Below are 13907 nucleotides of genomic sequence, written 5' to 3' on the forward strand. Positions count from 1 at the left end.
AATGTCCTGAGAATTGACATAGCTGTCCCTAAGACGGGCCAGCGGAGCCTTCCGGCGGGGTGCGCGGTTGCGGCGGAGGCGCGGGATCAATCGCTCGGCGTTCCGCCGTGGGAAACAGCGAGTGCCGATGTTCCTGGGGCCCGTATCGCCGCGGTTCCTCGGCCTTGCGGGCAGGACGGTCGTTGGCGATGAGCACCGCCATCCAGGGCAGTGGGATCGATGCCGCCAAGATCGCCAGCGAGATCCATCCGTTGTGCCACACGCTGTAGGCCCAGGCGGCGCCCAGTAGTGCCGGGATCCGGAACGCCATCAGCGTCAAATAGCGGCGTACCCGGGCGCGGTGTTGTTCTTCGACCGAGACCGCGGCCGCTGTGATGAGTACAGGGTGGCCGTCGTCATCGAACGACAGCTCTTTTCTCATATCTCCAGGATGTCACAATGTAGGGATGGACACGCAGACGCTCGAGCGTCCGGACACCACCGTCGACGAGAGCACCGACAGTGACAGGCCGAAGGTCTTTCACTACGTCAAGAAGGACAAGATCGTGGAGAGCGCGGTCATGGGAAACCATGTGGTCGCCCTGTGCGGCGAGGTTTTTCCGGTCACCAAGTCGGCCAAGCCCGGCTCACCGGTGTGCCCCGACTGCAAGCGCATCTACGAAATGATGAAGAAGGACTAGCAGCCTTCGGGGGCTTTCTCCGGAGCCGCCTCGTCGGGGCTGCTCGCGGCGGTGTTCTCGCCGTTTTGGGGGCTCAGCCATTCCCGCAACTGCCGGGCGTGGGTGGCCCCGGCCGGCCAGTTCTCCTCGATCGCGGCATTCAGCTCGGCGCCCAGCACGATCGCGAATCCCAGCATGAACGCGAACAGCAAGAACGCGATGGGGGTCGCGAGGGCGCCGTAGGTGTATCCGGTGCGGGTGATCCAGTTCAGGTAGAACCGCAGCCCCAGGCTGGCGATCACGAAGAACGTCACCGCCAACAGCGCACCGATCCATAGCCGGTGTGAAGGAAGCGGCCGCGGTAGGGATACCCGGTACAGCAGCGTCACCAGGGCCACTAGTGCGATGCCGAAGAGCGGGAAGTAGCCGTAACGCAGCACCGCATTCCAAGAGTCGGGTACCACCTCGGCGATCCGCTTGGGCCCGAGGGCGATCACCGGCAAGGTCACCACCGCCATCGCCAGCGCGGCGACGTACAGGCCCAGCGCAAAGAACCGCTGGCGCACGGGATGGCGCAGGGGTGTCTGGTCGTGCGCCTCCACCACGGAGTCCACAAAGCTAGATATCGCCGAGGACCCTGCCCACAGTGAGATGACGAATCCGATGGACACCACCTCGCCGCGCCCGTCGCGCATGATGTCGACGATGGTGGGCTCGATGATCTCGGTGACCACGCTCTTGCTGAAAACACTGTTGGCCACCCGCAGGATTCGCTCCTGGATCTCGGGCAGCGTGTCCGGTCCGAACAGCGGCCCGACGAACGTCAAGCTCCCCAGGATCCCCAAAAGAAGCGGCGGTAGTGACAACACCTGCCAGAAGGCGGCCTGCGCCGACTGCGCGAAAATCGAGTCGTCCCAACTCTTTACGGCCGTGCGGCGCATTACGTGCAAGACGTCTCGACCGAACGAGAAATGGCGTGGCTTATCACTCATGGCCACACCAGCATTCCTGATGGGATGGTCAGCAGTACTTACCGGGGGTGAAACCGCGGTGACTAATCCTCGTCCGGACCGCTGATGTACAGCACCGCCGACATCGCGCTCAGCTTCTCGGAGTGCTCGTTAGCGTGGTGCTGGCAAAAGAGCAGCTGCGCTCCCGACGGGAGTGTGGCGCGGACTCGAGCAGCCGCACCGCAACGATCGCAGCGGTCAGCCTTCGTCAGCTCTGGACTGGTCAGAGTTGCGTTCATGGCTCCTCCGTATCTCTCCTGAGCTTTGCGGTCCGGTGAACCGCTCGGCGCCTATGTATGTACTTTGTCAGACGTTTGGGGGGTTTCGGTTGTTCCCCGCGTGTGTCCGGTGTGTCGCGGCTCACGTCGAGGGCGTTACAGGGTTGAGGCAGGCTGGTGTGATGCAGTCGATGCCGCCGGGTGAACCCGAACTCGTTCACATCTGTTCCGACGAAGAGTGGGCGTTGGCGGGTGAACAGGGGGAGCATCGGCCCACGTCACTGGACGAAACGGGATTTATTCACCTCTCCGAGCCGTACCAGGTTCACCTTCCGGCCAACCGCTTGTATCGCGGAAGGTGTGATCTGGTCGTATTGTCTGTTGCCCTGAATCTGCTGGACTCTCCGGTACGTTGGGAACCGGGCGTGCCTAGCGACCCCGAATCGATGCTGTTCCCTCATCTGTACGGACCGCTGCCGATTGCCGCAGTTACGTCCGTGGCGAACTTCCGGCCGGGATCGGATGGCTTTTTTGAGCCGCTGGCACCTAAGCACTTCTAAGCTATCAACGTGGTAGCTAGACTGGCGTAGTTCGCCGGTCTTGAGATAAGGGGGTAACCGCGGTGGCCTCTTCAAATCACCCGCTTAAGACCGTGCTGGCCGATGAGCCCGCGGTTGGCGCCTCGTGGCGTCCAGAGCTTGCTGCGATGTTCAACCAGGGTGCCGTCACAGACGATGCTCTGAGTCTCGCCTTCACCGAGATCGTCGCCGAGAACTTTCGTCCGGGAGCGCTGCCGGTCGAACTGATGCGCCTTCGTGAGGCGGGCACCGTCGTCGTGCCGCACGGTGTGTCATTGGGTCTTGCCGGAGCCGATCTGCCTGACGCCAAGCGCGTCAAGCACCTGGCCGCCCTGGCCGCGGAACTGAATGCTCCGATGGTCAGCGAGCATGTGGCGTTCGTGCGGGCAGGCTTCGAAAGTGGGGGCCAGCGCGGCGTGCTCGAGGCGGGGCACCTGGTGGCTCCGCCGCGCACCACATTGGCTTTGGATGTGTTGGTGGACAACGTTTCCCGAGTGCAAGACGACCTCGGTGTGCCGTTGGCGCTGGAGAATGTGGCCACCACCTTGCAGTGGCCCGAGAACGAGCTGAGCGAGCCCGACTACCTGCGGGAACTGTCCCGGCGCACCGGCTGTTGGCTGGTGCTCGACGTGCCCAACCTGTATGCGACAGCAGTCGCCTCGGGCACCGACCCTGTTGCGATGCTGCGCCGTTTCCCGATCGAGCGTGTCGCGTATGTGCACATCGCCGGTGGCCGGTTCGAGGGCGACCTGTACTGGGACACCCACTCCGACACCATCATCGATCCGGTGGCGGATCTGCTCACCGAGCTCGTGGTGCTCACCTCGGGCCGCGGCCTGGGCGTGCTGATCGAGCGTGATGGGTCCATCGACGAAGCCAGCGTAAGCACTGACCTTTCGGTGGTCCGTCAGGCGATCAAGGCCGGTGTTGTTCATGCTTGACAACCGCGAGGTCTTGCGGCGTCGGCAACTGTCGGTGCTGTCGGACCTGCTTGCCGGCAATGCCCCGTCGGGTTTCGACGAGTACACGGCGCTGACCGCCGGTGTGCAGCTGCGCAGCAAGCGGCGTTTCGATGTCGCCAATGCGGTGCCGTGGCTCGCTGAACTGCCCAACTGGGAGTACGAATTCGAGCAGTACGCGCGCCTGCACTCCATGCGGTGCTGCGTGCTGTGTGACGCCAAAGAGTTCCGCACATACAGTTACGAGCTGCCGCGTCTGCGCGACTGGATGATGGATCGCGAGGTTGCCGAGGGGCTTCGCCGGATCGCGCTCGTGCGTCGCGGCGGGCGGCGGGAACTTCAGATCGCATTTGGAAAGAAGCTGCGTTACTTCGCATTACGGCCGGAGCGGGCCGAGGCATGATGACCGCTGTCATCGTCATAGCGACGGTGGCAGTGCTGCTGGTCGTTGGGCTGGGGTTCCTGGTGGTGACCAATTCGGGTAGTCGGCCGCGAAATCACCCTGATGCCCCGGATCATCAACAGACCGGCTACTCAGGTGCCAGCTACGGGCCGGACGCCGGGAGCTAGCCAGTAATGCTGGACGCGTGCAGATTTCGTACCGTCGGTGAAGACTGCACCTGTTGTGGATCAGGATAGGTTCCGAGCAGTCGGTCGGCGGTTCCCGAGCTGGTGACGGTAAACCAGTAGTTCTCATTCTTGAAGTGGTGGTACCGGTGGTTTCGCCAGACCGCCCGATAGATCGTGTGACGCGGTTTGTAGTCGGTATGGACGAGGTAGTGAGTCCACTCGTAGAACACCAGGAACAACGCCACTGTGAGTGCGAAGGTGAGCCCAAGTCCCGTGCGCGGGAACGCAAAAAGCGCGGCCAGGGTCAATCCGATGATCACCACGACCAGGCTCGGCCAGGGAATGAACACCAGCGGGATGTCCCGCGGATCCTGATGATGCAGGCGGTGATCACGGGCGAGCCGCGAGTCGATTTTCACCGGCCCCACCGAGCGCGGGCGCCAATGCAGGATCCCGACGTGGATCAGCCACTCGGCGATGGGCGAGATCGCTACCAGCACAACGGGTGTAATGGCATCGGCAATTGTCCAGCCACCGACGGAGAGTCTGGCGCCCAGTTGAGCTGCGGACCATACGACAAGCATCCATGGGGTGGGGTGCTTGACGAATTCGACAAGGGCATCGCGCAGAGTCATCGACTTACGTGCGGCGCGGGTCATTTCCGGTTCTCCGATTCGTCCATGAGTTGCTCCAGGAGTTCGTCAAATGCCTTGGTGCCCAATGCAAGCATGGCAACGGCGGCCTCTTGCGCGGCGTCTGCATCTTGCGTGGCGATGGCATCGGCGAGCGCGCGGTAGTGGCCGATGTCGCCGACTTCGGCGGCCATCACGTTGACGAGCACGTCCAGCGCCCGCACATACGAGTCGCGCATGGTGTTGAACACCAGCCGGAAGGCAATCGAGTCGGCGGTGTCGATGACTAGCTCCCAGAACCCGAGCGCTTGCCACATGCGTTGTAGCGGATCGTTTTCCGCTTCCAGGTCGGCGGTCATTGCGCGCAGCCGATCTGCGACACCGGGATCCTGGTGAGATCGTTGAGCGGCCAGGCGCGCCACCTGGGGGCCGATGATGGCCCGGGCCTCGATGACGCTTGCCAGTGTGCGGCGATCCACATCGCCGCCGTAGGCGAGTAGTAGTGGCAGCACGTCGAATCCGGCGTCGCTGCGGTAATCCCGGATCACCGTGGACCCGCCCTGACGGATGTGAATCAGGCCCGAGCGCTCCAACCGGCCCAGCGCTTCGCGGACCGCGGTGCGAGACACCCCGAGGGCTTCGGCGAGGGCGCGCTCGCTGGGCAGCGTGTCACCCGGGGTGCGGTCACCGGTGAGGACCTGCGCCGCGAGCTGGCTGAATATCTCATCGGGTATCGACTGCCGGGCGATCGGCTGCAGTGCCATGCCGTCACAGTAGCACCGAGATTGGTAAGAGGTCTAGTGGTCTGACCAATTTAGTCGGTGATGGCATCGGCCTCGATCTCGACCAGCAGCGCCGGATCGATGAGCGCCGACACCTCGACCATGGTGGCTGACGGGCGGATATCGCCGAAAAACTCGCCGTGGGCCAAACCGACCTCACGCCACCGCCCGATATCAGTGACGAAGATGCGGGTGCGTACGACATCGCCCAGGGTGGCGCCCGCTTGGCTAAGTGCCGACTCGACTCGGCGCAGCGCCTCGCGGGTCTGTTCGACGATGTCGTCACCGCCCACTGGCGCTTGGCCCTGCCGCGCTGCCGTGGTGCCGGCGACGGCGACGTGCGGGCCAACCCGCACCGCGCGCGCGTAACCGACCGCTGCTTCCCATTCGCCGCCCGACGAAATGTTCACGCGTTCCATGGCGGCAGCGTAAGCGGCGGGGAATACCGGCGGCGATCGATTAATTGCACTGCGATGTGACGAGACCCATCCGCATTGGTATTCAGATTCGACCAGCGCAAGCCCACAGCTACAGACAGTGGCGAGACGCCGTGCTCCGCGCAGAGGACAAGGGAGTCGACGTCATCTTCGGCTACGACCACTTCCATTGGCCCGCCGGAACCATCGGCTCCGACGGTGTGGTGCTCGATGAGATACAGCCCGACGTCAACAACTTCGAGGGCTGGACGGCCCTCGGATCATGGGCCGAGATCACCTCCCGGGTTGAGATCGGGCTCCTGGTGACCGGTGTGGGTTATCGCAATCCCGATTTGCTGGCCGATATGGCACGGACGGTCGACCACATCAGCGACGGCCGGGTGATTCTTGGCGTCGGTGCCGGTTGGTACGAAAAGGACTACACCACCTATGGATACGAGTTCGGCACGACAGGTTCACGCTTCGATCTGTTCGAGGAAAGCCTAGTTCGGATCGAAAACCGGTTGGGTCAGCTGTTGCCGCCACCGGTGCGGCCCATCCCCATCCTGATCGGCGGCGGGGGAGAGAAGCGCACCATTCCGTTGGTGGCGCGCCACGCGCACATTTGGCATGCGTTCGCCGATATTGACACCTATCGGCGTAAGAACGACATCTTGATCGCCGAAGCGGAACGAATCGGCAGGGACCACAACGAGATCGAACGTTCCACCAGTTGGGGACTCGGTCCGGAGGGCCTGACCACTGCGGAAGCGGATGCGTATGCCGACGCGGGGGCCACGTTGTTCACTCTCGGGATCAACCCGGACCCCGACTATGACCTCTCGGTGCTCGATGCACCGCTGGCCTGGCGGGACTCACGCTCCTAGCGGCTGAATCGCGTAGTGCTCGCCGATGTCCAGCGCGGTGGGGACATCGGCGGTGACGATGGTCGGCGCGGCGGCCGGAGGCATCCGGTATTCGGGGCGCCAGGTGATATCCGAGGGAACCAGGATGAACAGGCCGTCGTGATCGCCGACCGGACCAAAACCGGGGGTTGGTTCTCCGAACGGCAGCAGACCCAGCTTGTCACGGATGAGCCGCTGGGTCTCCAGCACATCGGATACGCCGAAACCGACCTCGCTGAGATGACGAATATCGTTGATGCCGAACGGATGGTCGATGCGATTGTCCAGAATGTTGCGCTCGATGAGCTCGAGCACCGCGTCATCGGGTCCGGTGAAGTAGATGCTGCGGGCCTGCCAGTTGGGTGCGCAGCCGAATTCGTCGTGCCATTGACCGTCGGTCTGCAGGGCCACCCGGGCTGAGAGCCATTCCTTGGCGGCGTCGAGGCTTCCCGCGGGAATCGTGAACGCGATGTGATGCGCGCCGTGATACGCGGGACCGGGAAGCATCGTCAGCGTGCTGTCCCCGATGCGGACCGTGGCGCGATCGCCATCCAGTTGTACCGGCAATCCCAGGGTTTCGGAGTAGAAACGGGCAGCGGCGGGTACGTCGGTGGCAGTGATCTGCACATCGTGGATCTTCATGACACGAGGCTAGGGTCTCAAGCGCCCTTGAGATCAAGCAAGCGGTTGCAGATCACCCAGGATCGTGGGCAGAAACTCCGCGACGGTGGGATGGATGTGCACGGTGCGCTGAAGTGCGCGCGCGGGAACGCCGTACTGCATGGTGTCGAGCAGGCAGTGCACCACCTCGTCGCCGCCCACGCCCAAGATGGTCGCACCGAGGATGAGGTCGGTATCGGCCTCCACCAAAACCTGCATATAGCCGTCGGTTTCGCCCTTCTCGATGGCGCGACCCACTTGACTCATCGGCTTGCGGCCCACAAGCACGGTGCGTCCGGAGGCACGCGCCTGGGTCTCGGTCATACCGACTCGGCCCAGCGGCGGATCGGTGTACAGGGCATAGCAGGGCAGCCGATCGGTGACCCGGCGTGGATCATCGTCGAGCAGGTTCGCGGCGACGATCTCGAAGTCGTTGTAGGAGGTGTGTGTGAAGGCTCCGCGGCCGTTGCAGTCGCCCAGCGCCCAGATGCCCGGCACATTGGTGCGCAGCTGATCGTCCACCGTGATGTACCCCCGGTCGTCCGTGGCGACACCGGCGTTCTCCAGGCCAAGGTCATCGGTGTTGGGCCGGCGCCCCACGGCGACCAGCACATGGGACCCGATCACCTCGGGCGCGCCCTGGGTGCAGTCGACGCCGACGCCGACCCCGTCGTCTTGATGGGACAGGCTGATACAGGAGGCGTTGAGCCGGAAGGAGATTCCTTCACGTTCCAGGACTTCCTGGATGATCGCCGAGGCGTCGGGATCTTCGCGTTCGACGAGCCGTGGTCCGCGATGCACCACGGTGACCTGGCTGCCGAACCGGCGATAGATCTGCGCGAATTCCAGCCCGACATAGCTGCCGCCGATAACGACGAGATGTTCGGGGATGCCGTCGTATTCGATGAGTGAGCTGTTGGTCAACAGCGGCACATCATCGACACCGGGCCAGTCCGGCACGACCGCCCGGCCGCCGACATTCAGAAACACCTTGTCGGCGGAGACGATTTCGTCGCCCACGGCGAGCTCGGTGGGGGAGATGAAGCGTGCGTGCTCGTGATAGATCGTACAGCCCAGGTCCTTGAGCCACTTCTCACCGCCGTTGCGCGAGGGCAAGATCACCGAATCCTTGCGTTCCCGCACCCGGGCCATGTCCATGCTCACCGAGCCGTCCAGGATCACTCCCCAGCGCGCCGCGTCTCGCGCCATGTGGGCGGCATGCGCGCTGGCGACCAGCGCCTTGGTGGGGCGACAGCCGGTGTTCACACAGGTGCCACCGAAGAGATGTCGTTCCACGATCGCCACCGTCATCCCCGCGTTGCGTAGGCGCGCGGCCAGAGAGGGGCCAGCTTGACCGGCGCCGACGACGACGGCGTCAAAATGTGCGCTCATCCGGCGAGCGCGACGGTGATGGCTACTGCCGCGACAACGGTGACCGCGTCCTCGGTCAGTGCGGCCGGCAGATCCTTACCGAAGACCGCGGCCAGCTGACCGCGTGCCCACGCCCCGCCGAGCGTGCCGATCACCGCGCCGAGCGCTCCGAGTAGAAGTCCGATGATGAGCCCGGGGGAGGTTCCGCCCGCCAGCGTGCCGAACACCGCCCCGTAAAAGGCGCCGAGCACCACTCTGGCCGCGAACGCGGGCGGCGCCTTGCGGCTTGGGGTCTTGGGCAGCTTGTCGTTGACGATCTCACCGACGGCCAAGACAGTGGCGACGATGGCGACGATCAGGCTTGCCAGAAAAGAAGCCCAGGTGCCCTCTAGTAGAAGGCATTTGGCAAAGGCGGCCCAGCTCAGCACGGCGAGAGGAGTCATCGCGCGCAGGCCCGCAACGATTCCGATGAGAAGGGCAGCGATATACAAACTGGTCATGGGTTCTCCCGATGCGTCAGCTGGAGCTTGATGCGCTAGAGCGTAGACCCGTGGCGCTGCGCGCGCGTCAGAACAGTGTGGGGTCGTCGAACCCTGGGGTGTGTTCGAGCTTGAGTAGTTCCCGTTTGGTCACCACGCCGCCGTACGCGGAGAAGCCATGCAGGCTGTGATCGGCGGCCAGCACGCGATGGCAGGGGACAAGTAGCGGAATCGGATTGCGGCCCAATGACTGTCCGACGGCCTGCGCTGCGCCCGGTGCACCGACGGCTGCTGCCACCTCACCGTAGCTGCGGGTCGAGCCGGGACCGATGGCCCTTGTTACCGCGTAGACCTCGCGATCGAAATCGGTGATGCCGTCAAGGTCCAGTTGAACCCATTGCAGATCGTCGTCCTCACCGGCAAGGACACGCTTCAGGCCGTCGATCGCTTCGGCCACGAAGGGCGGCGGCGCCAGTTCGCTTCCCGGGGGACGCCGGATCCTGGCCAGGGTGGCCGCATCGTCGTGCTCGGGCAGCTGTAGCGCGACGACGCCGCTGTCGCTCCATGCGATGGCGCAGGCGCCAATGGCGGTGTCGAAGAAGCAATGGCCGACAGTGCTCACGCTGCCTAGTATGGCCGGACCCACCGACAGGTTGTCGCCGCCGGTGGGTCCGCGCCGTGGGGTGTCGCGACCGTCATTCCAGCGCGCGCCGCAGCTCCGCGATCGCGGCAGCCTTTTCCTCGGCGCTGAGATCGGGATCGCTCGTGACGATCTCGATCTTGTGCTCGATGAACGCGCGCTCATCCGCCCTCTCCCGGTGCCGGCGGCTGAGTTCTTCGAACTCCTGCCGACGGTCGGCGATGGGGCCGGTACCGGGAGGGGGAGGCGATCCGTTATCACTCATGATCGGCTGCTCCTGCTCGATCAACTCTTGACCACGAAAGAGTAATTCGGGTCCAGGAATAGTGGCGAGAATCCATGTCCGTCATTGCGAATCGTCGACTCGGCCGCGCGCAGCAGCGCCCATTGGCCCCAGGTTCCGGCCGCGTCGCGGCCCACCAGCATCGTGTTGAGGAATCCGAGCCAGCGGGTGCTGGTGTAGCTGTTCTGGAACGTCTCGACGATCGGTCCCCAGCTGCCCACCCATCCGGAGGTCTGTTCGGCGGTCGTGGATTGATAATCGAAGCGGTACACCAGATCCCAGCGGTTTGCCGCACGGTTGTGCAGCAGCACCTCGTTGCGCCACCGGTTCGGTGCGATTTCGAACGATTGATTCCAGACGAGCAGGGTCTGTAGACCCCAGCCGTGCGAGGAGGTGCTGCGCAGGTATGCCGTCAGGTTCGCGAACGGAATGTCGGTCTGCCAGTGATCCGAGCGTGCCCAATCGAACACCTTGAAGCGGGCGATGTCCTGCGCGTGATAGGAGACGAACGCCTCGACACCCTTTTGCGCCCGGTTGGTGGCGGTCAGATACAGGTAGTCGGCCACGTTCCCGCCGGGCTGGTGTGGGCAGACGATCTCGTAGTAGAACGAGGTACCGCGGGCGAAGCGGGTGCGAAAGCTGTTCGTGTAGAACATGCCGTAGCCGACACCGCCTGGGGGTGGGGTTATCCCCGCGGCCAGTTCCGCGATGTCCGCCACCCCGGCAGCCTCGGCCAGTGTTTCCTCGGCCTCGCGGCGGGTGGCCGCCGAAAGCTTCGGATGTGATTGCAGCACAGCCAGCTTCGATGCTAGGAACGCCCGTTCTGCATATGGGTCCTTGGCGGTCTCGGCGGTCAGCTTGCGAAATTTGCTGCGCCGGTCGGCGACCTCGCCGTCCAGGGGGGCCGGAGCGGTCACTTCCTTCTCGAGTGTTGCGGTCATGGTGTGTCCTTCGATTCCAGCCCGATGACTATCACCGGGGTGGCACCATGCTGTGGCTGAGCGGGGCCGCTCGACATGCGTAGCGGGCTACTCCATTCGCGCTTCGATCTGTGCAGGCCTGGTTGTCGGCTGTGCTACTTGGGTGCGGGAGCGATGTCCTCGCCGGGTGTGTCTGCCAGCGCCCCTTGGGGTTCGGCGCTCGCTGCGATCTCGCTGAGATCTCCGGAGGCTTCGGCGGGGGTCAGTGTGGCCTTGCGCCATGTGTACGCGACCAGTGCCACCCAGGCGATGACGATCGCCAGGTAGATGGGCGTACGTACTGAGTCCGGAGTATCGAAGTACCGCAGTAGGGTGCGGGCGTTGGTGAGCACCAGGATGCCGCCGACCGCGGTGCCGAGCACCACCGAGTTGACGCGCGAGACGAGCCAGGCCGCGATGGGCGCGGCGATCACACCGCCCAGGGCTAGCCCGGCGATCACGATCAGGTTGTTGAAGAACTCGGAGCCGAGGCCGAACAGGAAGCCGATGCTCGCCGAGACAGCAACGATGAATTCCGATGCGCTCACCGAGCCGATCACCGTGCGAGGTGCGGCCTTTCCGCTAGTGAGCAAGGTGCTTGTGGTGATGGGCCCCCAGCCGCCGCCACCGGAGGCGTCGATAAATCCGCCGAACAGGCCCAGCGGGGCCAGGAACCTCGCCGAGAACGGCGTCGTCGGCGCGTAGTTGCCACGCGGCGGGTTGGTGCTGAATCGGTAGATGAGGTAGACGCCGATGGCCAGCAGAATCCCCGCCGTGATCGGGGCCGCGGATTCCGTGGACAACCGTGACAGCACGGTCGCACCGAGGAACGCGCCGATGCCGCCGGGTACGCCCAGCCGCAACAGGACTCGCTTGTCAACATTGCCGAACCGCCAGTGCGAAACACCCGAGGCGAGGGTGGTGGCGACCTCCGCAAAATGTACGGCGGCGCTCGCATGGGCAGCACCGACTCCGGTAAACACCAGCAGGGTCGTCGCCGTGACCCCGAACGCCATCCCGAGCGTCCCGTCGACGATCTGGGCGCCAAGACCCACAAGGGTAAAGATGAGAAGTTTGATCACGGGAGGTGCTCCTGGCGGGTATTTGTGCGTCTAGCAGGAGTTTCGACAGTAGAGGTGACAGGTTCCGAATTCGCCGGTTGTTCTTACCGTGATCGAAACCTGTGACTGTCCTGTCAACCCGCTGTGAGACCCACAGATCCCGTCCCCGTGCGGAGCGGAAAAGGCTTAGTCCAGGTAGTCGCGCAGCACCTGTGAACGGCTCGGGTGGCGCAGCTTCGACATGGTCTTGGACTCGATCTGCCGGATGCGCTCACGGGTCACCCCGTACACCTGACCGATCTCGTCGAGCGTGCGCGGCTGGCCGTCGGTCAGACCGAAGCGTAGACGCACCACGCCGGCCTCACGCTCGGAAAGCGTCTCCAGTACCGACTGCAGCTGATCCTGCAGCAGGGTGAAGGACACCGCGTCCACCGCGACCACGGCTTCGGAGTCCTCGATGAAGTCACCGAGCTGGGAGTCGCCCTCGTCACCGATGGTCTGGTCCAGCGAGATGGGCTCACGCGCGTACTGCTGGATCTCCAGCACCTTCTCCGGCGTGATGTCCATTTCCTTGGCCAGCTCTTCGGGCGTGGGCTCGCGGCCCAGGTCCTGCAGCAGCTCACGCTGAATGCGGCCGAGCTTGTTGATGACCTCGACCATGTGCACCGGGATACGGATGGTGCGGGCCTGGTCAGCCATCGCGCGGGTGATGGCCTGACGGATCCACCAGGTCGCGTACGTCGAGAACTTGTAACCCTTTGTGTAGTCGAACTTCTCGACCGCACGGATCAGACCCAGGTTGCCTTCCTGGATGAGGTCCAGGAACGCCATGCCGCGGCCGGTGTAGCGCTTGGCCAGCGAGACCACCAGACGCAGGTTGGCCTCCAGCAGATGGTTCTTGGCGCGATCACCGTCACGGCAGATCCAGGACATGTCACGGCGCTGTGCAGCCGGAAGCTTCTCGCCCTTCTCGGCCAGCTCGGTGACGATCTGGGTCGCGTAAAGGCCTGCCTCGATCCGCTTGGCCAGCTCAACTTCCTCTTCGGCGTTGAGCAGGGCCACCTTGCCGATCTGCTTGAGGTAGGCGCGGACCGAGTCCGCGGAAGCGGTGAGCTCGGCGTCCTTACGGGCCTGGCGCAGCGCCTCGGACTCTTCCTCGTCCCAGACGAAATCGCCTGAGGCCTTGTCCTTCTCGGAGGGCTCGTCACCTTCGGCCTCAGCCTCGGGCTCGGGATCGGGATCGGCGGCAACCTCGGCGAGGTCCGCCTCGATGTCCACATCGTCGGCGAGGTCGGGGTCCAGATCCTCGCCGGGCTCGATGTCGGCGTCCTCGGGGCTGCCCTGCGGTTCGAGGGAGGGATCGACTGCCTTGGCCGCAGCCTTCTTGGCCGGCGCCTTCTTGGCGGGGGCCTTCTTCGCGGGCGCCGCCTTCTTGGCGGGGGCCTTGGTCGCAGCCTTAGCGGGCGCCTTCTTGGCCGGTGCCTTCTTGGCCGGTGCCTTGACGGCAGCCTTCACCGGTGCCTTCTTGGCCGCTTCGGTTTCCGGAGCTGCTGCTTTCGTGGCTGCCACTGACGCCCTTTCCTGGCTGCTTCGTCGACGAGCATGGGCATGCAAAATCGAGAATTCGGCTGTCTGCTTGATGTTCGCCGCGAACGTGGGGGACCCGCGTGCGGCTAGGTGTTACATCGCTGTCTGCCATTGTAACGACAACACCGCAGAACCTGT

20 protein-coding genes are annotated in these 13907 nt (G+C 64.2%); 6 read left to right on the top strand and 14 right to left on the bottom strand.

The features are described 5' to 3' along the window. Positions 1–28 precede the first annotated feature (28 nt). Positions 29–421 carry a DUF3099 domain-containing protein gene (locus AOT83_RS16180; protein ID WP_030093803.1) on the bottom strand — a complete coding sequence of 131 codons (393 nt, stop codon included), beginning with the start codon at positions 419–421 and terminating at the stop codon, positions 29–31. A 25-nt stretch (positions 422–446) separates the two neighbouring features. On the opposite strand from AOT83_RS16180, the gene AOT83_RS16185 reads away from it, so the two are divergent. Next, complete coding sequence (locus tag AOT83_RS16185; protein WP_030093802.1) at positions 447–680, top strand: DUF3039 domain-containing protein; 234 nt, start codon at positions 447–449, stop codon at positions 678–680. Here AOT83_RS16185 and AOT83_RS16190 read toward each other — a convergent pair. Together AOT83_RS16190 and AOT83_RS26920 are read right to left on the bottom strand one after the other, a co-directional pair. Continuing rightward, the gene (locus AOT83_RS16190; RefSeq protein WP_057966099.1) at positions 677–1651 is read right to left on the bottom strand and encodes a YihY/virulence factor BrkB family protein; all 975 of its coding nucleotides are present in this window, start codon (positions 1649–1651) and stop codon (positions 677–679) included. The two genes, AOT83_RS16185 and AOT83_RS16190, sit on opposite strands and share 4 nt — an antisense overlap. A 62-nt stretch (positions 1652–1713) precedes the next feature. Continuing rightward, positions 1714–1908 (bottom strand): hypothetical protein, encoded by a 195-nt coding sequence (locus AOT83_RS26920; RefSeq protein WP_030093800.1) that lies wholly within the window; start codon positions 1906–1908, stop codon positions 1714–1716. Between the two features lie 161 nt (positions 1909–2069). On the opposite strand from AOT83_RS26920, the gene AOT83_RS16195 reads away from it, so the two are divergent. The 4 genes from AOT83_RS16195 (at position 2070) to AOT83_RS27880 (ending at position 3994) form a co-directional block, all read left to right on the top strand. Continuing rightward, positions 2070–2447, top strand: a complete 378-nt coding sequence (locus AOT83_RS16195; protein WP_057966098.1) for a DUF952 domain-containing protein — start codon at positions 2070–2072, stop codon at positions 2445–2447. Positions 2448–2509: 62 nt separating this feature from the next. Then, positions 2510–3406, top strand: a complete 897-nt coding sequence (locus tag AOT83_RS16200; protein ID WP_057966097.1) for a DUF692 family multinuclear iron-containing protein — start codon at positions 2510–2512, stop codon at positions 3404–3406. Continuing rightward, positions 3399–3827 (top strand): hypothetical protein, encoded by a 429-nt coding sequence (locus AOT83_RS16205; protein WP_030093797.1) that lies wholly within the window; start codon positions 3399–3401, stop codon positions 3825–3827. Before AOT83_RS16200 ends, AOT83_RS16205 begins: the two co-directional genes overlap by 8 nt. Further along, positions 3824–3994 (top strand): hypothetical protein, encoded by a 171-nt coding sequence (locus AOT83_RS27880; protein WP_157858390.1) that lies wholly within the window; start codon positions 3824–3826, stop codon positions 3992–3994. Before AOT83_RS16205 ends, AOT83_RS27880 begins: the two co-directional genes overlap by 4 nt. Here AOT83_RS27880 and AOT83_RS16210 read toward each other — a convergent pair. The 3 genes from AOT83_RS16210 to AOT83_RS16220 are packed head-to-tail and all read right to left on the bottom strand — an operon-like array spanning position 3991 to position 5827. Beyond that, entirely contained in the window at positions 3991–4653 is a 663-nt protein-coding gene (locus AOT83_RS16210; RefSeq protein WP_057966096.1) for a sterol desaturase family protein, read from the bottom strand. The genes AOT83_RS27880 and AOT83_RS16210 overlap by 4 nt on opposite strands. Further along, positions 4650–5390 (bottom strand): GntR family transcriptional regulator, encoded by a 741-nt coding sequence (locus AOT83_RS16215; protein WP_057966095.1) that lies wholly within the window; start codon positions 5388–5390, stop codon positions 4650–4652. Before AOT83_RS16215 ends, AOT83_RS16210 begins: the two co-directional genes overlap by 4 nt. Before the next feature lie 50 nt (positions 5391–5440). Continuing rightward, positions 5441–5827, bottom strand: a complete 387-nt coding sequence (locus AOT83_RS16220; RefSeq protein ID WP_057966094.1) for a RidA family protein — start codon at positions 5825–5827, stop codon at positions 5441–5443. A 56-nt stretch (positions 5828–5883) separates the two neighbouring features. On the opposite strand from AOT83_RS16220, the gene AOT83_RS16225 reads away from it, so the two are divergent. Further along, positions 5884–6711 (top strand): LLM class F420-dependent oxidoreductase, encoded by an 828-nt coding sequence (locus AOT83_RS16225; RefSeq protein WP_057966093.1) that lies wholly within the window; start codon positions 5884–5886, stop codon positions 6709–6711. On the opposite strand, the gene AOT83_RS16230 is transcribed toward AOT83_RS16225, so the two are convergent. From AOT83_RS16230 to AOT83_RS16265, 8 genes are all read right to left on the bottom strand, one after another. Further along, entirely contained in the window at positions 6700–7371 is a 672-nt protein-coding gene (locus tag AOT83_RS16230) for a VOC family protein (protein WP_057966092.1), read from the bottom strand. The two genes, AOT83_RS16225 and AOT83_RS16230, sit on opposite strands and share 12 nt — an antisense overlap. A 33-nt stretch (positions 7372–7404) precedes the next feature. Then, positions 7405–8781, bottom strand: a complete 1377-nt coding sequence (locus AOT83_RS16235; RefSeq protein WP_057966091.1) for an FAD-containing oxidoreductase — start codon at positions 8779–8781, stop codon at positions 7405–7407. Continuing rightward, positions 8778–9260: a hypothetical protein gene (locus AOT83_RS16240; protein WP_057966090.1), complete on the bottom strand. Its 483-nt coding sequence runs from the start codon at positions 9258–9260 to the stop codon at positions 8778–8780. Before AOT83_RS16240 ends, AOT83_RS16235 begins: the two co-directional genes overlap by 4 nt. 67 nt (positions 9261–9327) lie before the next feature. Continuing rightward, positions 9328–9885 carry a methylated-DNA--[protein]-cysteine S-methyltransferase gene (locus tag AOT83_RS16245; protein WP_057966089.1) on the bottom strand — a complete coding sequence of 186 codons (558 nt, stop codon included), beginning with the start codon at positions 9883–9885 and terminating at the stop codon, positions 9328–9330. Between the two features lie 49 nt (positions 9886–9934). Then, a complete protein-coding gene (locus AOT83_RS16250; protein WP_030093788.1) occupies positions 9935–10144 on the bottom strand; it encodes a hypothetical protein in 210 nt (69 codons plus the stop codon). A 20-nt stretch (positions 10145–10164) separates the two neighbouring features. After that, on the bottom strand, positions 10165–11103 hold the full coding sequence (locus AOT83_RS16255; RefSeq protein ID WP_057966088.1) for a hypothetical protein: 939 nt from the start codon (positions 11101–11103) through the stop codon (positions 10165–10167). Positions 11104–11237: 134 nt separating this feature from the next. Continuing rightward, positions 11238–12203, bottom strand: a complete 966-nt coding sequence (locus tag AOT83_RS16260; protein ID WP_057966087.1) for a sulfite exporter TauE/SafE family protein — start codon at positions 12201–12203, stop codon at positions 11238–11240. 165 nt (positions 12204–12368) lie between these two features. After that, positions 12369–13796 (bottom strand): RNA polymerase sigma factor, encoded by a 1428-nt coding sequence (locus tag AOT83_RS16265; protein WP_075908652.1) that lies wholly within the window; start codon positions 13794–13796, stop codon positions 12369–12371. Positions 13797–13907 lie beyond the last annotated feature (111 nt).

It is taken from the genome of Mycobacteroides sp. H001 (genome assembly GCF_001440005.1).
Taxonomy (GTDB): Bacteria; Actinomycetota; Actinomycetes; order Mycobacteriales; family Mycobacteriaceae; genus Mycobacterium; species Mycobacterium gwanakae.